The sequence below is a fragment of the Marinomonas sargassi genome (assembly GCF_025716875.1).
Classification (GTDB): domain Bacteria; phylum Pseudomonadota; class Gammaproteobacteria; order Pseudomonadales; family Marinomonadaceae; genus Marinomonas; species Marinomonas sargassi.
Genome location: NZ_JAOVZB010000003.1, coordinates 376,029 through 398,254 on the forward strand (window position 1 = coordinate 376,029; position 22,226 = coordinate 398,254).

The 22,226-nt window shown below is 38.3% G+C and carries 20 protein-coding genes and 1 tRNA gene; 10 read left to right on the forward strand and 11 right to left on the reverse strand.

The window, feature by feature from the left end:
* The first annotated feature begins 149 nt into the window (after positions 1-149).
* The 3 genes from OFY17_RS08645 to OFY17_RS08655 all read left to right on the forward strand — a co-directional run bounded on the left by OFY17_RS08645 (position 150) and on the right by OFY17_RS08655 (position 3,871).
* Positions 150-1,349, forward strand: coding sequence for an ABC transporter substrate-binding protein (locus OFY17_RS08645; protein WP_263530325.1), 1,200 nt, complete (start codon positions 150-152; stop codon positions 1,347-1,349).
* Positions 1,350-1,514: 165 nt separating this feature from the next.
* Positions 1,515-3,248, forward strand: a complete 1,734-nt coding sequence (locus OFY17_RS08650) for an ABC transporter permease (protein ID WP_263530326.1) — start codon at positions 1,515-1,517, stop codon at positions 3,246-3,248.
* Entirely contained in the window at positions 3,236-3,871 is a 636-nt protein-coding gene (locus tag OFY17_RS08655; protein ID WP_263530327.1) for an ATP-binding cassette domain-containing protein, read from the forward strand. Before OFY17_RS08650 ends, OFY17_RS08655 begins: the two co-directional genes overlap by 13 nt.
* Before the next feature lie 57 nt (positions 3,872-3,928).
* Here OFY17_RS08655 and OFY17_RS08660 read toward each other — a convergent pair whose 3' ends face one another.
* The 3 genes from OFY17_RS08660 to OFY17_RS08670 form a co-directional block, all read right to left on the reverse strand.
* Positions 3,929-5,974 (reverse strand): putative bifunctional diguanylate cyclase/phosphodiesterase, encoded by a 2,046-nt coding sequence (locus tag OFY17_RS08660; protein ID WP_263530328.1) that lies wholly within the window; start codon positions 5,972-5,974, stop codon positions 3,929-3,931.
* 73 nt (positions 5,975-6,047) lie between these two features.
* A complete protein-coding gene (locus OFY17_RS08665; protein ID WP_263530329.1) occupies positions 6,048-8,099 on the reverse strand; it encodes a phosphodiesterase in 2,052 nt (683 codons plus the stop codon).
* A 107-nt stretch (positions 8,100-8,206) separates the two neighbouring features.
* Positions 8,207-9,301: a tRNA-queuosine alpha-mannosyltransferase domain-containing protein gene (locus OFY17_RS08670; RefSeq protein ID WP_263530330.1), complete on the reverse strand. Its 1,095-nt coding sequence runs from the start codon at positions 9,299-9,301 to the stop codon at positions 8,207-8,209.
* Positions 9,302-9,403: 102 nt separating this feature from the next.
* Here OFY17_RS08670 and OFY17_RS08675 point away from each other — a divergent pair, with 102 nt between their 5' ends.
* Entirely contained in the window at positions 9,404-10,144 is a 741-nt protein-coding gene (locus OFY17_RS08675; RefSeq protein ID WP_263530331.1) for a dienelactone hydrolase family protein, read from the forward strand.
* A gap of 82 nt (positions 10,145-10,226) precedes the next feature.
* On the opposite strand, the gene OFY17_RS08680 is transcribed toward OFY17_RS08675, so the two are convergent.
* Positions 10,227-10,781, reverse strand: a complete 555-nt coding sequence (locus OFY17_RS08680; RefSeq protein ID WP_263530332.1) for a YaeQ family protein — start codon at positions 10,779-10,781, stop codon at positions 10,227-10,229.
* Positions 10,782-11,320: 539 nt separating this feature from the next.
* On the opposite strand from OFY17_RS08680, the gene OFY17_RS08685 reads away from it, so the two are divergent.
* The 6 genes from OFY17_RS08685 (at position 11,321) to OFY17_RS08710 (ending at position 15,955) form a co-directional block, all read left to right on the forward strand.
* Positions 11,321-11,536 carry a hypothetical protein gene (locus tag OFY17_RS08685; protein ID WP_263530333.1) on the forward strand — a complete coding sequence of 72 codons (216 nt, stop codon included), beginning with the start codon at positions 11,321-11,323 and terminating at the stop codon, positions 11,534-11,536.
* Between the two features lie 148 nt (positions 11,537-11,684).
* Positions 11,685-13,046, forward strand: a complete 1,362-nt coding sequence (locus OFY17_RS08690) for an MATE family efflux transporter (protein ID WP_263530334.1) — start codon at positions 11,685-11,687, stop codon at positions 13,044-13,046.
* Between the two features lie 65 nt (positions 13,047-13,111).
* Complete coding sequence (gene yciH, locus OFY17_RS08695) at positions 13,112-13,456, forward strand: stress response translation initiation inhibitor YciH (protein WP_263530335.1); 345 nt, start codon at positions 13,112-13,114, stop codon at positions 13,454-13,456.
* Between the two features lie 158 nt (positions 13,457-13,614).
* Positions 13,615-14,625, forward strand: coding sequence for a GGDEF domain-containing protein (locus tag OFY17_RS08700; protein WP_263530336.1), 1,011 nt, complete (start codon positions 13,615-13,617; stop codon positions 14,623-14,625).
* A 20-nt stretch (positions 14,626-14,645) separates the two neighbouring features.
* Positions 14,646-15,056: an acyl-CoA thioesterase gene (locus tag OFY17_RS08705; protein ID WP_263530337.1), complete on the forward strand. Its 411-nt coding sequence runs from the start codon at positions 14,646-14,648 to the stop codon at positions 15,054-15,056.
* A 203-nt stretch (positions 15,057-15,259) separates the two neighbouring features.
* Positions 15,260-15,955, forward strand: a complete 696-nt coding sequence (locus tag OFY17_RS08710) for a LacI family DNA-binding transcriptional regulator (RefSeq protein WP_263530338.1) — start codon at positions 15,260-15,262, stop codon at positions 15,953-15,955.
* Between the two features lie 151 nt (positions 15,956-16,106).
* On the opposite strand, the gene OFY17_RS08715 is transcribed toward OFY17_RS08710, so the two are convergent.
* From OFY17_RS08715 to pal, 7 genes are all read right to left on the reverse strand, one after another.
* Entirely contained in the window at positions 16,107-17,120 is a 1,014-nt protein-coding gene (locus OFY17_RS08715; RefSeq protein WP_263530339.1) for a pentapeptide repeat-containing protein, read from the reverse strand.
* Between the two features lie 269 nt (positions 17,121-17,389).
* Complete coding sequence (locus OFY17_RS08720) at positions 17,390-18,115, reverse strand: hypothetical protein (protein ID WP_263530340.1); 726 nt, start codon at positions 18,113-18,115, stop codon at positions 17,390-17,392.
* 751 nt (positions 18,116-18,866) lie between these two features.
* Positions 18,867-18,954, reverse strand: a tRNA-Ser gene (locus OFY17_RS08725).
* A 90-nt stretch (positions 18,955-19,044) separates the two neighbouring features.
* The gene (locus OFY17_RS08730) at positions 19,045-19,611 is read right to left on the reverse strand and encodes a nitroreductase family protein (RefSeq protein ID WP_263530341.1); all 567 of its coding nucleotides are present in this window, start codon (positions 19,609-19,611) and stop codon (positions 19,045-19,047) included.
* A gap of 44 nt (positions 19,612-19,655) precedes the next feature.
* On the reverse strand, positions 19,656-20,699 hold the full coding sequence (gene nadA / locus OFY17_RS08735; RefSeq protein ID WP_263530342.1) for a quinolinate synthase NadA: 1,044 nt from the start codon (positions 20,697-20,699) through the stop codon (positions 19,656-19,658).
* Between the two features lie 110 nt (positions 20,700-20,809).
* Entirely contained in the window at positions 20,810-21,634 is an 825-nt protein-coding gene (gene ybgF / locus OFY17_RS08740) for a tol-pal system protein YbgF (RefSeq protein WP_263530343.1), read from the reverse strand.
* Positions 21,634-22,212 carry a peptidoglycan-associated lipoprotein Pal gene (gene pal / locus OFY17_RS08745; protein ID WP_263530344.1) on the reverse strand — a complete coding sequence of 193 codons (579 nt, stop codon included), beginning with the start codon at positions 22,210-22,212 and terminating at the stop codon, positions 21,634-21,636. Before pal ends, ybgF begins: the two co-directional genes overlap by 1 nt.
* Positions 22,213-22,226 lie beyond the last annotated feature (14 nt).

Below are 22,226 nucleotides of genomic sequence, written 5' to 3' on the forward strand. Positions count from 1 at the left end.
ATAAAACCAGCAACATGTTACGCTAAAGCCTATTTAATCAAAAGCCATTAGAGGCAACACGCTTAAACAAAAAATTGCCTATAAATTCTGTAATAATTTTTGATGTACACCGTCTAACCTTTATTAGAACAATTAATTAGGAGATAGGAATGAAAAAAACCTTTGCTGCGGCTTCCATTGCAACCGCTTTATTATGTACCAGCCTAAATAGCCAAGCGGCTTGGCAAGACACGCTATCCGAAGCAAGCGGGCAAACGGTTTATTTCAATGCATGGGGCGGATCAGACAATATCAATAACTACATAATGTGGGCCGCAGATCGCATCAAAGCAGAATACAATGTCACCTTAAAACACGTTAAGTTAACGGACACAGCTGATGCGGTTAACCGAGTACTTGCCGAAAAAGCAGCCAATAAAAACGATAACGGCTCTGTAGATCTCATCTGGATTAATGGTGAAAACTTTCGATCCATGAAAAACAACCAATTACTCCACGGGCCCTTTAGTCAGGGCTTACCTAACTTTTCTCAGTATGTAGATGAAAATGCCCGCCAAAGTTTATCGCAAGATTTTGGAACACCTGTAGAAGGTATGGAATCCCCATGGGGCATGGCACAAGTCGTCTTTATGCATGATACCGAGACGCTAGAAAGTCCGCCTAAATCCATTGCCAACCTATTAACGTACGCTAAAGCGAACCCTGGAAGAATCACCTATCCTGAGCCGCCACAATTTCTAGGTTCCACTTTTTTGAAACAAGCTCTATATGAATTAACAAATAACAAAGAAGCGCTATCTCAACCGGTAGATACTGTTGATTTCAACAAGGTTACTGCCCCTCTTTGGGGTTACCTAGATGACCTACACTCAGTTGCATGGCGAAACGGGCAACGCTTCCCATCAGGCTCAGAAGAAATGATACGCCTATTAGATGACCAAGAGATTGATATTGCTTTTAGTTTTGATGTTTCATCGGCTACCGTACAAATCAATGAAGGCAATTTGCCTGAGTCTGTTCGTACCTATGTATTTGATGGCGGCACTATAGGTAATACTCACTTTTTAGCCATTCCTTATAACAGTGGCGTAAAAGCGGGCGCAGAGGTAGTCGCCAACTTCTTCCTTTCACCAGAAGCTCAGGTAGAAAAACAGAAACCTGCAGTTTGGGGAGATTTAAGCGTGTTGTCCTACGACAAGCTCACGGCAAAAGACAAAGCTAAATTTGAGGCATTACCTAAGGGCATTGCAACACTAAGCATTGAAGAGCTTGGGAAATCTCTACCAGAGCCACATAGCAGCTGGGTGGATGCTTTGGAGAAAGAGTGGCGTAGCCGTTACGCAAAGTAATTTGACTAAAGGTTATTTAAGTAAATAACTATTAAACTAAAAATAATGAGCAAGCAAACGTTTCGTCAAGGTTAATATCAGCAGCTTTGAAAAGCGTTTGTTTGCTATGTTGATCTAATTAGACCCAAGACTGCAAACACAGCTTTCATATATTAAAGACATAAAATGCCACTAACACATACTCGCTGGATAACCGCTGTTCTTGCTTCATTGATGATTTTTCCAATCTTCATTGGTCTAATTGGCACCCTATTGCCTGCTTTTCAATTTCTTCCACCTATTGGAGAATATCAGTTCTCTCTTACTCCTTGGGTAAATTTATTCTCTAACCAAGAATTTTATTCCAGCTTAAAACTTACTTTAGTGACTGGCATTGTCGCACCGCTCATTTCCCTGTGGTTTGCACTTTCGCTCGTAGTTTGGGGACATGACAAACGTTTCTTTCGAACAATAGAAAGTCTACTTTCCCCTATTCTTGCTGTACCACATGCAGCCATTGCGATTGGTTTGCTCTTTTTACTCAGCCCGTCTGGCTGGCTTGTTCGCTTATTCAGCCCTTGGCTCACAGGGTTCGAGCGCCCTCCTAATTGGATTACCGTTCAAGACCCTTATGGTCTGTCTTTGGTTTTTGCTCTTGCCATTAAGGAAATGCCTTATTTACTTTTCGTTATCTTAGCCGCACTAAAAGGCCTGAAAGTAAAAGAAAGTTTACAAGTCGGACAAAGCCTAGGGTATGGTCGCTTCACATTATGGCGCAAAGTATTAATTCCTCAGATCTACCCCTTAATTCGTCTACCCATTTTTATTGTGGTGGCTTTTAGTTTAACTGTGGTTGATTTAGCTTTAGTGATCGGCCCTAATACCCCATCTACTCTTGCAGTCACCCTATATCGTTGGTTTAACAACCCTGATTTATCTTTAAGGTTAATGGCTAGTGCTGGTGCTATCTTTCTGATGCTCGTTATTGCACTGGTCTTAGTTGGCTGGGAAACAATTCATCGAGTGTTCAGTCGAATAACTCGTGCAGAAAGGGGAAATGGTAAACGTAGGGGCTTAACCGATGGTCTGTTACACCTGGGGGCTTATTTAAGCATAGTGACTTTGGCCAGCGCTTTTGTTGCTTTGTTGGTTTTGCCTATTTGGGCGCTAGCAAAACGTTGGCGCTTTCCAGATGCCTTACCTTCAAAGTGGACATGGGACAATATCGAACGTGCCAAGCCCCTATTATTTGAGCTAACGAGTAACACTCTAAGCATTGCTTTACTTTCGACTATTATTGCCTGCGCGGTTAGTTTAGTAATGTTGGAAACAAAGCGTATTAGCTACCAAAAATCACCTTCAACAAGCAACAATCATGTATTTGATTGGCTCATTTATATTCCTATTCTACTGCCGCAAATTGGCTTTTTGTTTGGTTTACATGTTCTGCTTATCTATCTCGACCTCAATGGAAACTTCTACACTATTGTCGCTTTACACATAATGTATGTGTTGCCTTATGTTTATTTAACGTTGAAAGGACCCTACTTAGCCTATAACGAAGACTACCTTCTAGAAGCCAACCGCCTAAAATATCACCCTTGGCGTCACTATCTTGTTGTGAAGTTGGCTATGCTGAGGCCTGCGTTATTAACAGCGTTTGCCATGGGATTCTCTGTCAGTGTTGCTCAATATTTACCGACTCTTATTGCGGGTGAAGGCCGTTACAGTACACTCACTACAGAAGCCGTCGCTCGAGCCGCCTCTGGTGACAGGAAGCAAGTAGGCAGCATGGCTCTGTTGCAGGCTCTCTTCCCTGTTCTTGTTTTTTGGTTAGCTCAATATATTCCCTCTCGCTGGACAAAATGGCGCCTAACGCTGATCTGCTTTTTCAGTAAGGATAAACAATGCTCAGAGTAAAAGATTTTTCTTTATCGACACCCAATAAAACGCTAATTGAAGCGTTAAGTTTTGATATTGAGAAAGGACAGGTTTTGTCTTTAATGGGTCCCAGCGGTATTGGTAAATCGAGCTTATTACACTACTTGAGTGGTCATTTAGCCAACTCACTACAGGCGACTGGTGAGGTGTTTTTAGATGATATCAGCTTACACGACAAGCCTGCGGAACAACGAAAAGTCGGGCTATTACAGCAATCTCCATTATTATTCCCACACATGAGTATTATGGAAAACCTACTCTTTGCCATCCCAGAAAACAAGCCCAAAAAAGTACGCAAGGCCTTAGCAATAGAAGCATTAGAAAAGCTCAAGATTCGAGATAAGGCCAATGCCCTACCTAATGAGTTATCTGGTGGACAACAAGCCCGCGTTGCCTTACTACGGACACTCTTAGCGGAGCCAAATTACTTATTATTAGATGAGCCTTTTAGTAAATTAGACCCAGCCCTAAGGCGTGATGTACGGGCTTTTGTGCTGACAGAAATACGCCAAGCAAATATACCTGCACTCTTAGTCACTCACGATGAAAAAGATGCTGAGGCTATGGAAGGAAACAGCCTTTACTTGAGTCCTTTAATATAAGTGGATAAATTTTTTTATAAGAAAAATTGCTGATTAGACACGAAATCAGCACTTTCTTTAGAGTGACTTCTCTCTTAAGCTTTCCCTTAATTTCTCGGTATGACTTGGATCGAGTAATGTTTTAACCTGATCCCATGGAACAGGTTTACAAAATAAATAGCCTTGTAAAAAGTCACATCCTAACTCAGACAAATAACGATACTGCTCTATCGTCTCTACCCCCTCTGCAACAGTCGTTAATTGATAAGTGGTTGCAAGAGAGTGAATTGACTTAACTATCATTTTTGATGCGTCATCTTTCTTTTCTAGCAAGTCTATAAAGGACTTATCAATTTTCAAATTATTGACAGGGTAATTGATCAACTGATTAAAAGAAATATACCCTGTGCCATAGTCGTCTAAGCTAAGTCGTACACCTAGCTCACGAATACCTTGTAATACCTCAATATTTTTATCTTCTACATTAACTAAGCTTGTTTCGGTTAACTCCAGCTCGATCCACTCAGCCGGAATGTCATATTGTTTTAACAGACGGGAAAGTAGGCCGACAAAGTTAGTATTCCTAAGTTGCTCGGATGAAATATTAATACAAAATATAGGCTTAGTAGCTTCTAAATATGTGTAGTTTTCTTTAATTATAGAAAATGTATTTTCAATAACCCATGCATCAATTTCTTTTATTAAGTTAAATTTTTCAGCAATAGGAATAAAAACATCCGGACCGATACCTTCCATCTTTTTAGACGTAGTTCTTAATAATACCTCTAAAGCCACAACTTTTAAGGATTGGGCTTCGTGGATTGGCATATATTGAAGGTAAAACTCATTTTTTCGTAATGCATCCTTAATAAACCCAGCGACTTCCTTATTAAAATAGACATGTTGTGAAAAATGTTTATCGAATACTTGAAAGTGAGGCAAGCTATTACTTTTTACATGATACATTGCTGAACTTGAATGAGAAATTAGCTTATCAAACTCAGCAGCAACATTTTCCCCCTTAGCAACACCTAGACTAATACCAACGCTTAGATTTTGAGAAGGCAGTGTGATTGAGTGGTACTGGCCACCACATATTGATGAAGCAATAAAGGACATTTTCTTTTCTGAAATATTCTCAAAAACGATAATAAATTCATTACCTGAAAATCGGCAAAAGTGTCCTTTTTCACCGAATTTCATCATAATATTTTTTATTACATCGGTAAACTCTATCAGCACCTGATTTCCAACCTTATGGCCATAAGTACCATTGATTTCTTTGAGCTGATCTAGTGCCATATAAAATAGGTATATACGACTTTCAGCTGAGACTTCTTTGATCTTTTCGCGAATACCACGGTGGTTATAAATTCCTGTCAAAGAGTCTATTTTTGACAATTCCTTGAGTTTATGATGTTGTTTAGCAAGTAATAGTAAAGCAACTCCCAGCCATAAAATGACTATTGCTTTGAGTAAATTGTATTCTGATATTCTCTCCCCTCGAAAAACTAGCTTTCTAATAGCAATGCTGTATTCGCCTAACACTGGCATTTTATTGGTACTAAATTCGATACGCACAATGTTTGTTAAATCCACCATACTGTTTTCAAAATTAACACTGTATTTTTCCAACCACCAGCGATCGACATTTAAAGATTTTAGAGGAACGGTGATAAAGTTTTTATTGAAGTTTGAAGGGTTAAAGCTAACAGAGTTAAACTTTTGAGAAACAAAGTCATTAGGAATCGAGTAATTTTCATTATGATTTCGAAAACTTACTTTTAACTTATCATTTTCAACAGGGGATATATATTCTATTTCAAAGTCAACTCTATTATAAATAGAAAGATCAAGGCCATTCAATCGATCTTTTTTCCCTAACTCCAAAGAAACACCACATAAACTAAAGGTCTCAACAAGCTCAAGCTGACATCGAACAACAGCCTGGCCTTCCTCTGTTTGCAAGCTGCCTTTTACTTTTCCTAACGAAAAAAAGTGAAATGTTTCGTTCTTGTCGTTTGGGTATAATATTTTTTTAGTATCTAAGTATCCAAGAGCGTAAAGCGATATGGTTAAAGCCGTACTAAAAACCAGAAAAAAAAACCATTTCATTTGATTCATCAAAATCTCATAATTTATATTAAAACAATAAGTATTCGAAGCAGTAGAGCATCAAAGTAAAGACATATATTTATCACCTTTCAATATGTTTTTCTTTTAATTTTTCTCTAACTTCTTCTATGTGGCTAGGGTCGAGCAATGTTTTAACCTGATTCCATGGCACAGGTTTACAGAATAAATAGCCTTGTAAAAAGTCACATCCTAACTCAGACAAATAGTGATACTGCTCTATCGTCTCGACACCCTCTGCAACAGTCGTTAATTGATAAGTCGTTGCAAGTGAGTGAATTGACTTAACTATCATTTTTGATGCGTCATCTTTATTTTCTAGCAAGTCTATAAAAGACTTATCAATTTTCAAATTATTGACAGGGTAATTAATCAACTGATTAAAAGAAATATACCCTGTGCCGTAGTCGTCTAGGCTAAGTCGTACACCTAGATCACGAATACCTTGTAATACCTCAATATTTTTATCTTCTACATTAACTAAGCTTGTTTCGGTTAACTCCAACTCGATCCACTCAGCCGGAATATCATACTGTTTTAAGAGACGAGAAAGTAGATCGACAAATTTAGTATTCCTAAGTTGCTCGGATGAAATATTAATACAAAATATAGGCTTAGTAGCTTCTAAATATGTGTAGTTTTCTTTAATTATAGAAAGTGTATTTTCAATAACCCATGCATCAATTTCTTTTATTAAGTTAAATTTTTCAGCAATAGGGATAAAAACGTCTGGCCCTATTCCAATAAGACTTTCTGAATTTGTTCTTAACAAAACTTCCATTGCAGAAACTTCCAATGTTTCAGTTTTATATATAGGCATGAAATTTAGAGTAAACTCATCATTTGAAATCGCACTCTTTATGTACTCTGAAATATTTTTATTTTGCAATATTTCTTGAGAAAACTCATCATCAAAAACTTGAAATGATAACGAATTATTTTGCTGAGAATAATTCATCGCTGCCCGAGAGTGAGAGATTAAAGTTCGATAATCATGAGTGCAATCAGGCGAATTAAAAACCCCTAAATACATAGAAAAGTTAACCTTATGGGAACGAATAGTGATTATCTTTTTCTTGATTCTAGTTATTTCTTTAGAGAAAGAAATTAGATCTTCTTCATTAGTATTTTCAAATAAAATAGCAAAACCATCATCAGAGTATCGACAAAGATAACTTTCACATTGAACTTTAGAAAGTTTTTCTTTAATTAAGTTGGTAGCATAAATAGCAACTTCATCAGCAATTTTATAACCATACGTATCACTTATATCCTTTAATTCACTTATACCAATATAATGCATACTTATATTATTACCTAAAGCCCTACTCTGAACTATCCTTTCAAATCCTATATGATTATGTAGACCTGTAACCATATCTTTTTTTGATATTTCTTTAACTAAATTTTGCTGCCTAAATATGCAGTAAATTCCTGTAAAAAACCATATACACACGATAATTGTAATTAAATTTTGAAACGAAATAGCCTTCCCTCTCAGGGTGATGCTTTTAACTAATATTTCATATCCCCCCTCAGCTTCCATGCCGCTAGTCAAAAACTCTACTTGAATAATATTAGAAAAATCAGAAAGACTATTTTCAAAATCGACGTTATATTGGCTTAACCACCAAGTCTCCACTTGAAAAACCTCAAGCGGAACATCTATAGGTAAGTCAAAAGTAGAAGTATCTAAAGTAATGGTGTTAAATTTATGGGAGACACGGTCTGAAGATTTTGAATAATTTTTATTATGGTTGCGTAGAGATATCTTAAGCCTAGATTTATCATCAGGTGTTTTATAAAACAACTCAAACTCAATGCTTTCATAGGGATTAAAGTTTTTCCCAGAAACCCAGTCATTCTCCCCTACACCTATACCAACCCCGCATAAGTTATAGCCACTAGCATCATCTAACTGGCAAACAACATGAGCACCTTTTTGTTCGCCTTTAGAAACCCTAACGTCACCAAGGCTAATAAGTTCAATAGGATCAAAATTATCGTTATACAAAGCGTATTTCGTATTAAAAACACCTAGGTAGTGAGAGAAAATTGCTACAATTGTCAAAAGTACCAAACAAGAAAACTGCTTAATATTATTACCTAGTGTCATCCTTTAACCCCTAAAACAGCAGAGTGAAAAATTATGTAAATAAGTTACATTATTAATACAATAATACTTTGTATACTATTGAAAAAATATCTAATTTTTTCCTTATTTCATTTAAACACCCGTACTTTTAGCTTTTCTATCAACTTATGATACTTCTTTATCAATTCATTTCCTAAATAAGACTCAAGCAAGGGCAGTACTGGAACCTCAGTACGCTGAATAATCAGATCCGCAGCCCCCTTGGCCTCTTTGCAAACATCGTCCAAGTCGCTTTGATAAAGATGAAATTCATCAAAAATTTCCGTATAAACTTGGCGATTAGGTAAAATTGGAATACAACCTAAGGAAACCGCTTCTAAAACAGACAGGCCTTGAAATTCATGTAACGCAGTGGATAGCACCATGTCCGAAGAGGATAAAATTTTCAGGTAATCACTGCGCTTTTCCACATAACCAAACTGTGTAATCCGGTGTAAAAATTTCACTTTGATTTGCTCGAATTCATCAGGAATAGAGCGGAACTGCTCTCCTAAAATAGCAATTTGATAATTCACTCCCCTATTCTCTAGTTCTTGAAGAATGGCCTGTAACCTATCGGGGCCCTTATCAAACTCCCAACGAGCGGACCACACCAGTTTGATTGGATTATCGCTTTCAAAAACAGTGGGGGAACTGGGATGTTGGAGGGATATATCTAAAGGGACAGGCAATACTATGGACTTTTCTTGGGTTCTGGTTAGCCAATCGGGGGAAACATAATCAGGCAATTTATTTAATAACGCACGAGCCCCATTAAAAAATGAGTTGCGATTAAATTGACTATTAAAGATGCATTGATCTACTGCTAAGGCGCTATATAAAGTCATCATTTGCATTTCGACAACCCCTTGCTGCTTATCACTAGCAGGGTACGCAAATTGGTTTTCATGGAAGTACAAAAGCCAAGGGATATTTTGCAGATCAGGGCAGAAGGCTTTTAGCCCTATACAATCTGTCATTGAGGTAGCAATCACTAGATCGTATGGTTTTTCTAAACTTGCTTTAAACTTTGGGTCAAAAGCAAAGCTCATTGCATTACCACGAATTCGCCAAGCAAAATGGCGAGCAGGTAAATAAATGTACTCCCAACTGTGCTCAGGTAAGCCTTCCATCAAACATGTCGCCCATGCCTTATGGCTTTTTGCTTCATACGCGCTAATCAATAAAATCCGCAATGCTTCGCTCTCTTTTTATAGTCGTCTATTTGTTTCTCATCTATTGGTCGAATATCATAATGAAATACACTCAGTTACTTAAGGGACATTATGATTATTCAGAAACACGACCAAGATATTACTACACCCACTGGCACCATGCGCTGTACTGTATATCACCCAAACGCTGAAGGCCGCTTTCCTTGCATTATCTTCTACTCTGAAATATTCCAACAAACTGCCCCCATAGCTCGATCTGCCGCATTGATGGCAGGTCACGGTTTTGTTGTTATCGTCCCTGAGGTTTTTCACGAATTAAATCCGATCGGCACTGTTTTAAGTTATGACGATGCAGGTAAAGACAAAGGTAATACGGATAAATTTACCAAGCCATTAGAAGATCACGATACAGACACTGTGGCTATGATTAGTGCTTTTGAAAATGCCGAATATTGTAATGGGCAATTTGGCTCTATGGGGGTGTGCTTAGGTGGGCACCTTGCATACCGCGCGGCGTTAAACCCTAGAATTCAAGCAGCTTTTTGTTTGTACGCAACAGACATACATTCCAATACCATTCCATGTAAGGAAGGTAACGACTCATTTACCCGAACTGCTGAGATTCAAGGTGAAATAACCATGGTGTGGGGGAAACAAGACCCTCATGTGCCAACAGAAGGCCGTCAAAAAATATACCAACAATTAATGGATACGGAGCGCCTTTTCACTTGGCATGAATTTAATGGCCAGCATGCGTTTATGCGAGATGAAGGTGATCGATACGACCCAGCATTGGCATTAGAGTGTTATACAAAAGCCATCGCTTTATTTCAAAGAACTTTAAATAGATAGCCTAATTAGCGGTAATAAGCTTGCTGTTGCGCATTGGGAATGTGCCTAATGCGCAACTGCCTATATTAAACAATCCTATTTATTAGGACTCGCCGCGCCATATTGGTGTTAAAGCACATTCGCCAAGCTCACTAGACACCCACATTTCGCTGTCTTGAATAGTAACATTAAGCTGCATCGATCGAGAGCAAAGCTTCTCTAAAGCCTGCACCTGCTGTTCAGGAAATTGCAGTATTCTAATATTATCAAAACGGCTTGTTTTGCCTTTATTTTGCTCCCACCAGATATCTGATTTGTCATTGTAATTGACAATAATGACTTGTTGGGCTCTTCCACAGGCCTTTCTTAAACGTTTTTCATCTGGCTGACCCAACTCTACCCACATTAGAATCTCATCCGAGAAGTTTTTCTGCCATAGATCTGGCTCATCTTCCGTGCTAATGCCTTTTGTAAAGCTCAATTGCTCTGTGCCTTCTTTCTCATCCGCTAATAAAGCAAATGCCGCCAATCGCACCATCATACGTTCTTCCGTTTCAGACGGATGTAACGCCAAGGTCAAGTCATAACCTTGATAATGATGCCTATCCATATCAGACACTTGAACTGTTGCTTTATATACTGTCGCTTTAATGGCCATAAAAACTACTTACTACTTTTAATATTGCTAGGGAAGGTGCGAATAATAAAGGTTTATCCACACACTGAAGCCAGTGAATTTGTTCGCATCTTCCCTAGAGGTTTATTTGATACCTGAAAAATTGCGCATCAAAGAATGAGGCACGATTATACAGCAAAACCCAATATTATCGGCTCTTCATGACAAATTGCTTTCCTAGGAAGCAACACACCGTTTTAAATTAAAAGAAATAAAAAAATAGTGTTATTTTCATATAACTAATTGACATATAAATACCATTCGGGCTCAATAAAGAGACTCTTTAATAGAGTACTTTTTACACATCCAATGCACAAAGAATCAAGGAGAAGCTATATGAACATGACTTATGTACTTAAACATATCGCTACCTCTATGGTGTCCCGAATTAATCGAGTGACATCTTTTTCGCTTGTGCGTTCAATGCCTGTGTAAAGCCAACATTGACCGCGAAATTTACGCGGTCTCCTGAACAAATAACCTCGTAAGTTTCGCAAAAAACACTTTTTTGGAGACAACTTATGAGCATCATCGCCCTACTAAACATCGCGAAAGAATATCTAATCACTCGTCGCACTAACGAGGCTTTGCGTCATCTGGATAATAGCCAGCTGAATGATATTGGCTTTTATCGTAAAGATGGGGTCATTCGTCCTCTGGCTAAAAATACAGACGAACAACCAACTTGTGGGGAGCGTTTTACAGCACAGCTGAAAGAACGACCGAACGACGGATAAGCCATTAACGTCACCTAACTAGCTATTTAGGTGACGTTAATTTCCTCCCCTCTAGTGCATACACCTTATCGTGATTTTTGTGAGATAATATTTAAAACTATCAATGGGTTACTTCTATATAAAAACCTAGTAACTTGAAAGGAAAAGCATGTCGTCCTCACCATCTTACCTTAGAAAAAATATTGCTCTAGCTTGGCCATTAGCTCTGAACGGCCTATTGATGCAGTCCATGCTGATGATAGACACGCTATTAGTTTCTCCTCTTGGAGAAATTCCACTCGCCGCTATGGGAATTTCTGGTGCCATCTTAATATTTATTTTAGGCATACAGATGGCTCTGGCAAACGGCACTCAGCTTGTTCTAAGCCGCGCAGTTGGCTCCAATAACCAAGAAGCCCTTTCTAAAGGTTTTTGGAGTGGACTCACAATAAACTTCTCTGTTGCTTTCTGTTTTTGGCTGCTGCTGCATTTTTTCAGCCTAGATCTCATCACAGCTTTAACCAAGGATACTGTTTTACAGGTCAAGACCCATGGCTACCTAACATACGCACAGTATCTTATTCCCCTCACTGCTATTACTCAGGTACAAGTCGCTTTATTCAATAGCAGAGGGCAAAGTAAAATCCCTTTAAAAGGCTATCTAATCGAAATGCCATGCAACGTTTTGTTGTCATACCTTTTAATTTATGGGTTTCAAAACATTGTAGGCATGGGCGTTGAAGGTGCTGCACTGGGCAGCTTACTTGCCATGTTAATTCGAACTTTTTATTTAATGGCATATATAAAGTTGGATAGAGAATTAAACCTAACGCTAACTACCAATCTATCTGAGTTTATAAGCAGTATCCGCTCACATTGTATCGAGGTTTTTCCTGTTGCCGCCAACATTACTATTCTGCAGATTGGCATTAGTATCTACCAACTTCTCTACTCTCAACTTAATATCAACGCTTATGTTGCTATTACTCTTGTCATGCCATGGCTTAAGGGTGGTAGCCAATTCATTACTGCATGGGCGCACTCTTCTGCCATTAGTATTAGTCAGATGATAGGTTCACGAAAGCTGGAAAATTTACCTTACAACATCAACAAGAGTATTGATGTTGCCGTGATGGTTTCCATTGCCTGTGCATTCCTTTTTTTCCTATTCAGCTTAATGTTGCCAAGTATCTACCCCGACTTAGAAGAAGAAACCTATATTGCGCTCAACTTGATAGCCCCTCTCTACATTTTGTTGCCCATTGTAAGAGGCTACAATACTGTCCATGGCCATGTATTGAGAGCACTAGGGAAAACAACTTCAGTATTTAAAATTAACTTCATAGGACAGTGGGTTATCTCTATCCCCTTGTGCGCATTATTAATTTTATACTTTGATGTTTCGATATTCTGGGCTTTTGCTATACAACCCTTTGAGGAGGTTGTTAAGGCACTTCCCTTCCGTCAGTTGGCGCGAAAATCAATCAAAGAATTTGATAAGAATAAAGCGGATAACCTGATGTACGATTAAGCTTCTCTAATCAATATTAGGGATCAATCATCACACCACCGCAGTTCAAAATAAAAGGCTAAGTAATGAAAAGTAAGAACATCGTATACTCCACAGACCAAGGTCGAATGTGCCCAGATTGTGGGAATGCAATTTCAGATTGCCAATGCAAAAGTGACAGCATACTTGGCGATGGTAACGTTTTGATATTCCTAGAGACGAAAGGCCGTAAAGGCAAAGGGGTTAGCATTGTAAAAGGCCTTCCTCTTACTGAAGCTGAGTTAAAAAAACTCGGTAAGAAACTTAAAAGCCAATGCGGTACTGGTGGCGCAGTTAAAAACGGTCAAATTGAAATTCAAGGAGACAATAGACAAAAGCTCAAAGAGCTACTTGAAAAAGAGGGTTATAAAAGCAAACTTTCAGGAGGCTAAAGCAGCTAAAAAAACTCTTTTTTAGCTAAAGAACTTCCTCAATAGGTCGATAACTAGATGGGTTAACGAATTAACCACTAATTTTTCTCCCTACAACGTTTTTTCTTATAGTAAATAATGGAACAGTTTACTAAGAAAGGTTTAGTAATAGAGGTGTTATGTTCCAACAAGATGTAAACCAAGCTAACTCACTTATGAAGGCAGCCATCCCTTTGATGGCTAAATTGGACATACCGCCAACACCATTCAATTATGGAGTTTGGTTTGAATACGTTTCCAATCGTACTCCAAAATTAAACGCCTCTGTAGACAAAGCATTACGTAAATTCGGTGGCCTCCCTGCTTTCGTCTCTCAAGATATTTTCAATGAGTTCATCTTAACTGAAGACTTTCAATGCGCTCAATCTCAGGGACCTACTCTTAAAAAGCTCACTCATGACTTGGCTAACGAAACAGACCAAGTTAACGATGAGCTGAAAAATTTTAAAAGAACTCTCAGCAAAGCTACCAAAGCGATCAATAAAGCAAACGACGTCGCTCACATCGAGAAATTAACATCCTTACTTGAACAACGCACATTTCAAGTCAATCAAATTGTAGAACAATTTAGTGAAACCTTAATCGCAGCTCAAGAAGAAATAGATTTACTGAAAGCAGAGCTATCGGATGCTAAACTCAATACGGAATTAGACCAGCTAACCTCATTAATGAATAGAAAAGGCTTAGAGAGAGCACTATTTTCCCTTGCTCCCTATTCAGAAGATGACCTCAGCTTACTTTTTGTTGATATAGATAACCTAAAGAAAATCAATGAAGAAAATAGCAAAGCCATTTGCACATCACTGATACGCTATTTTGCAAAACTATTATCCAGCCATACACCTGAGGGTTCTCATCTAGCTAGGTTAAATGGCGGACAATTTGCAATATTGCTTAGTGAAACGGAACTGAGTTTAGCCTCTCAATTTGCAGAAAATTTACGTAAAAAAGTATCAGTTCAAAAAATCCGTAATAAAAACACTAAGACTATTCTTGATTCTGTTACGGTTTCTATAGGTGTTGCCACTCTGTTCGGCAACGAAAGCCCAAGCGACCTTATAAAACGATCTGAAGATTTCTTAGTACATGCTAAAAAGTCTGGAAAAAACTGTGTCGTTCACCGTAAATAGATATTTCTAAAGGCTAAATTATGAATAACCCTATAAATCAAACTCACAGTGTCAACTTTGAAGTACGAGATTATGAGTGTGATATGCAGGGCATAGTAAACAATGCCGTTTATCAAAACTACTTAGAACATGCACGACATCAATTCATTCACTCTAAGGGACTAGATTTTGCCGAAATTACATCGCAAGGCATAAATCTAGTTCTCACTAAAGCAGAATTAGATTACAAACGCTCTCTGAAAAGCAATGACCGATTTTATATCACCACAACAGCTAAACAAGTATCAAAGCTTAAAATAGCCTTTTATCAAGAAATTTACCTAACAGACAGCAAGCAACTAATGCTAAAAGCAAAAATGACAGTCGCCTCTACAACTAATACGGGCAAACCTATTCTTTTTAAGCAAGCAGACAAGCTGTTTGAGCTGTAAAAACCTAATTTTAAAACGACATAAAAAAGTTATCACATTAAGATTTTTGACCCTAAGAATAATGTGTATTTATGTTTATTTAATACCAATATGTTTATTTTTGTTTACAAAATAGGTATTTGATATTCAAAGCCGTTATATTCAATTTATGGTAAGTAACAGTTTGCACTTCTGAGTTTTAATGAGGCTTATTAGCGATAATAATGACAAAAATAAATAGCCTAAAAAACAATTACCCAACTATCGCCATTTTAACTAATACAATGGCAACACCTTTTACAGAAGGTATCATTTTTGGGGCCGCTGACTTCGCGAAACAGCATAATTATAATATTTTATGCTTTTCTGGGTCGAAGTTTGCCAAACATACCCCCACTGATATGTCTCGTCACAGAATTTTTGAGCTAATAGATTTAGACTTAATTGATGGCATTATCATACCAATAGGGTCTTTGAGCCGTTTTATCTCTCGTGAAGAGCACGCGAGCTTTCTAAGCAAGTTTTCAGGCATCCCCATAATAACCATTAATAGCGATGTACCCGGCTATATTGATATAGGTTTCTCTGCACAAAAGGGCATGTTTGATCTAGTAGCCCACCTACACAACGACCACTCAGTAAGGCGCTTTGCTTTTGCAGGAATCACAGGCACCCATAGATCAACACAACTAAAAAAACAGAGTTTTATCGATGCCCTACAAGACCACAATATAAAGTTCGATGAAAAATTTCTGATCACAAGCGCAATGTATCGTAACGCCCCTTTAGATGGGCTAGAAGAACTATTTAATTGCAAACGTAATTCTTGGCCGCAAGCCATTGTTTCAGCAACGAGTAGCATAGCAAAAGATATCATCTCTAAATTATCACTACAGAATATTCGCGCCCCGAAGATGTAATAGTAACAGGAAGTATGGACGCCAAAGACTCAGGCGTTGCGTAGGGTTGTAAATGCAACTGTGCGTCCATCTATTTTCTCCTATGAAAAAATTGTTATTTAATCGTACGTTTTTAACCGCTTATCCATGGCAATTTGTTGTTCATCCTGCTCTAAAAAACCTGATTTTTTACCCCTTTCCATTGGCATTTATCTTCTTTTAGAGAATGAATATTGGTGGAATTTAACTGAACATGATTAAAAATGCATTGGCTAAGTTGAGCATAACTTAGGTTGGCATAGGCTAGCTGACTATGGGAAAAATTAACCTTCGACATATTGGCTTGTTTAAAAATCGACTGGGTTAAATCACACCCAATCAGAGAACAATCCTGTAAATGCGCGTCGGTAAATTTACTATTATCCAAATCGCCCCCATCAAACTGACAATTCTTGAGAACACTCTTTGTAAACAAGGATTTCATCAATTTGGCCTGACGAAAATCCACCGATTCCAGCTCACTGTTGGAAAAACTGCAGTTGCTTACCGTGGCCCCATAAAAATTGGTTTTTACTAAACGGTTACCATTACAAGTACAAAAATGAAACTTCAAATTAGAGAAATCTAAACCACTCAAATCACATTGAAGTAATAACACCCTTTCAAACTCGCAATGCTTCAGCATCAATGTGGAAAAATCTGTATCCATCCACGAGACTTTGATAAATTGGTTATGTTGAAATTCAGTATCGTTCATTATCAGCTTAGTAAGAGATACGGTTAGCCATTGGCAATAATTAAACTGAGCGTTGGATAAATCCCCCAAACTAAAAGCACAAAAAGTCAGTGTTACTTGATTCCAAACAGACGCCTTAACTGAACAATCACTGAAATTTAATTTTTTGACCTCGCCATGCCATTGGCTGCTATCTAGTAGACACTTAACAAGTTGGGCAGAACGATAATAGTTATCGGAGAATTGCGCATTCGTCATGCTGCATTCACTAAAAAACGTCTTACTTAAATCACTCTTTTTAAACACACAACCATCGAACATACAGTGAATAAAATGCGCACCTGCAAGGTCAAAGTGATCGAAGTTCAAATGCCGAAAATCGAGATCTTGCATAATCTTTTGATCGACAATGGATTGACGTATCTGGGCAAAGCTGCCTTTTGCTTTCATTGGATCAGCTTCCGTTGTGTGACCTCACGATACTTTCTCCATCGCCGATAGGGGTAACATGTCGTATCTCGCATTAATGTGTCGGAAAATTATAAGAGTTTTCGAAGGTCTGTATAGGATTTTTTTGATCCCCTAAAGAGGACTAAGTTAAAAAATAGAAATTAATAGAGCCGAAAACAAAATACACATTACAAATATTGAGATTTTAGATTTGTTAGAGTTATTAACCTTTTCCCTAGATGACTCAATATCATTGATAACTGCAGACCTTACACTCCCCCCTTTTTTAAACTCTTTAATTTCTCCTTATCTTCACTTACCTCAGCTTTATAGCGATCAATAATCGTATTTAAAGAACCCCCTAATAGGCTACAATAAGTTTTACCAGCATCAGTTTCTTGAATTAAACTTAAAATATCATCTGGATTTATAGCCAGTTGATGTATCAAAGTGTATTGAGGCCTGCCAATCCTATATGCACTATTGGAAAAAATTGATTCTCTCTCCCGACCATAACCAGAAATCATAAATCCAGCAACTAAACTAGCTAATAAGCCACTATTAGTATTTTTCTCACCTTGTATTTGCCTTAACATTGAGCAATAAGTTAAAAACACTCCCTCCCAATCATTTTGGGACACCCCAATGGATAAATTTTTATTCAAAACTCTCCACTTGGCATCTGAAACCAAGACATTTACTTCATCCAGCTTCCATTCCTTCGCAAGGTATTTACGGGCTTCAAGCACATCTCCATTAGCTTCAAACCAAGCCTCCCAATTACCATCAGATAAAGCTTTTAATTCCTCTATTAGAAATCGATACAATCGTATCTTGCCTGACAACGACTCGTTTCGAGGGTATATAGACTTCTTACATGATTTACATTTTGCTTTACGCTTAGGGATCTTATCTAGTTGGTATTCACAATAAGGACAAGTAATTTCTGTTCCACACGTCCTAGCAAGCTCTTTTAATTGGTTTTTCCTTTCCATGTTTACTCCATATCAATAAACAGCTTTAAACTAAAATGAGTGTAGTTTTTGATAACTCTTATATCTTACAATTACGAGAAAAAACTATACACGAAGTAATGAAACCCTGCTCACTACATTAGATATATCTAAAGTAGGTTAGAATAGACTTATAATTCAAAGCATATAAATAGTATGGCACTTTACAGCCTTTAAAAATTAGGAGTACATAAACATGGGATGGTTAATTTTCTGGATAGCTTGCGGGCTAATATCTGCAACTATAGCATCAGGAAAAGGTAGAAGCGGTATAGGATGATTTTTTATTGGCGCACTCTTAGGCCCTATAGGAACTATACTCTCTCTCGTAACAAGCAAAGATGATGACGGAATACTTAAAAGCGGAAACCAAAAGAAATGCAAACTGTGTGCTGAGCTGATAAAACTTGATACCAAAATCTGTAAGCATTGCGGAAACAATCAGACATCCAACACACCTTTATTAACCGATATGGAGTCTACTCATAAAGATTTACAAGAAGCTATCTACAAGAATGAAGCAGAGAAAGTAAAAGCAATAATTGATGCTAACATAGATCCTAGAAACAATGATCCCACTATTAGCCACTTAGATTACGCAAAAGTGTATAAAAACTCTGAAATTATTAATTTAATAGAATCTAAATTAAAGCAGAACGAAATAAGTAGGTATGACCTGACAAACAAAAAAGGTTATAAAAACCCTTGATTTAAAAGGGCTTTTTTAAAATAATGGCGGTGAGCAAGAGATTCGAACTCTTGATGCCTTTCGACATACACGCTTTCCAGGCGTGCTCCTTCGGCCACTCGGACAGCTCACCATTAACTTACATACAATGTAATTTATGGCGCGTATAGTAGTGATAAAGAACAAATATTGCAAGAGAAAAACTAAGCAATTCCTTTAAAAATTAATCTCTTACCCACTCAAGCCTGTCTGACAACTTAGTGTCTAAAACTTTTTTTCCGGCATCTTTAGCTGTGCCTACGTAAATCAAACCAACTATTTGATCTTCCTCTTTAAGACTTAACAAATCTTTCGTTGCTTGCGTGAAGCAAGCAGGTCCAGTTCGCCATATGGCACCATAACCTAAAGCATTTAGCCCTAATAACGCCTGTTGCGCCGCCGCAGATACTGCCATAACTTGTTCTATTGCAGGGACTTTGGAGTGGTCTTGCACATGAGCATAGATAAGTAAAATTGCTGGAGCTCTATAGGCTTTTTTTATAAAAGCCTCTTTCTTACTATCGGCAATGGATTCAACTTCAGCCATCGCATGACGCCAATAGATCTGCCCTAACTGATTACGCCCTTCTCCTTCATAAATACGAAAGCGCCACGGCTTTAAGTTGCCATGATCTGCTGCACGACTAGCTGCATCAAGAATCAACTCCCATTCAGCAACATTAGGAGCAGGTTCATTTAAAATAGGCTGAGATACTCTGTTACGCATAAACTTGATGAATTCTTGGCTCATATATTACCCCGCAAAGCTAAATCTTTTTTACACGTATTGAAAAGTTAGACTTTAAAGTCCAGCATGCGCTGCAATGGTATTAGCGCTTTTAATCGAGTTTCTTCAGGAATATGTATTTCACCCGAAGAGTTCAATAAAGAGTCACGCAACATTTCTAGACTATTTAAGGCCATCCAAGGACAGTGGGCACAACTTCTGCAGTTGGCACCAGAGCCAGCCGTTGGCGCTTCAATAAAGCGCTTATTAGGTGAAGCCTGTTTCATTTTATAAAAGATACCTCTGTCCGTAGCGACAATAAAAGTATCATTTATCATTTCTATCGATGCTTTTAAAAGCTGGGAGGTCGATCCCACAACATCTGCCACTTCGACAACCGCTTCTGGAGATTCAGGATGAACAAGAACAGCCGCATCAGGATAAATAGACTTTAGATCTAGAATACCTTTTGCTTTAAACTCTTCATGGACAATACAAGCCCCATCCCAAAGAATCATATCCGCACCGGTTTCTTTCTGTATGTAGCCACCCAGATGCTGATCGGGAGCCCAAATAATTTTTTCCCCTTGCTCAACCAAATGCTCAACAACTTCTAAAGCAATACTAGAGGTCACAACCCAATCTGCTCTAGCCTTAACAGCTGCTGATGTATTGGCATATACCACTACTTTACGGTCAGGGTACTGATCACAAAAAGCTGAAAACTCATCAATTGGGCAGCCGATATCAAGAGAACAAGTCGCCTCTAATGTGGGCATTAAAATAGTTTTTTCAGGACTAAGGATTTTAGCGGTCTCGCCCATAAACTTCACGCCAGCAACTATCAAGGTTTCCGCTTCATGATTCGCGCCAAATCGAGCCATCTCTAAAGAGTCAGCAATAATTCCACCAGTCTCTTCCGCTAAAGCTTGAATGGCATCTTCCGTATAATAATGTGCGACTAAAGCAGCATTACGCTCTTTTAACAGCGCTTTAATTTCTGAACGGATTTGTTCATTATCAACAAACTCTTTTTCTAAGCTCTTTTCAGCCTCAGAAAGATATTGTTGGACCGTTTCTCGAAGCGCAGATTTATTAAGAAGTTGTGACATATTGTTACCGATGAAGAACCTGAAAACTTGTTATTAAATTAGCTTAAACAGCAACTGCAAACATAAATAAATGGGCTCGTAATCTTACAGAGCCCATTAAATATTTCAAGTTATTTAATTTTACTAAGGTAGGCACCCGCTTTACTTGCTGAACTAGTATCGGGGAAACGCTTTATAACATCTTGAAGATAGGATTTGGCTTTTACCGTATCCCCAAGTTGATCTATAACCGTACCTAACTTGTAAAGAACATCGGGCTCTTTACTGTGACCTGGAAATGTCTGTAGAACGGTTTGAAATGCTTTGATAGCCTCTTCAGACTTACCCTGAACAAGCTTCACTTCGCCTAACCAATAATAACCGTTACCTGTCAGTGTATTGTCTGGATACGCCTCAACAAAATTGGATAGAGCTACTTCTGACTCATCAAATTTTCTTTCACGAATAAGGTTATAGGCATCGGAGTAAGCTTGTTTCTCCTGATCCGTAGGAGAATGAAGAACAATAGGTGCCGGAGCCAATGCAGAACTTACGACAACAGGAGTGCTTACGGGCTGTACTACAGGAGACGTTTGCTCTCTAGCAGATACAGGCTGATTAGATTCTACAATAGAAGTTTGAGCAACAGTAGGCGAGTTAGAATTAGAGTTAGCTACTGATGATGTCATCATAAATGACAAGCGCTTATCTAAGTCAATATATCTATCGCGTTGACTTGCTTTCATTAGTTTAAGTGCATGACCTTGTTCTTCTAGTTGCCCTCTTAAGCTTTGCACTTCTAGCTGTAAAGTTTCTAGTTGAAACAAAAGGTCAGCAATAGCATCAGGTGAAATTTGCCCTCTGCTATTTGCATTTGTGCTCTCAGATAGAGCAAATGGCGCTGTCAAAGACAGCACCATTGCTAAGGAGCATAGTTTGACGTTCTTAAAAGCCATTATTCGTAACGTACTTCAACACGACGGTTTAATTGCCAAGCCGCTTCATTATGGCTAAATGCCATTGGAACTTCTTCACCAAAACTAACCGTTTCAATTTGAGAAGCTGCAACACCTTGAATAGTAAGGTAACGGCTAATTGCTTTTGCACGACGCTCACCTAGAGCCATATTGTACTCACGAGTACCGCGTTCATCAGCATGTCCTTCTAAAACAACACGAGCATCAGGATTAGCAACAAGGTACGCTGCATGTTTCGCTAAAGCTTCGCGAGATTCAGGACGAACAATAGATTTATCAAAATCAAAGTAGAATACAGTTGCTACACCAGCTAAAGAATCAAGGGCCGTTGCCGCTGCTTCTTCCGCTTCAACAACTACACTAGTGATGGCTGCATCTTGGCCAGCTCCAGCTGTACTACTAGTATCTGTGTCTGTTGCTGCATCTGTCGTTTCTGCTGCTGCAGTATCTTCAGTTGCTGCAGAAGTGTCAGTATCAGTTGAAGTTGTGCTACAACCCGCAATAACAGCGGCCGATAGACCTATTACGGCAAACTTGCCTAATTTACTTGCAGTCATTCTTTACTCCTTAA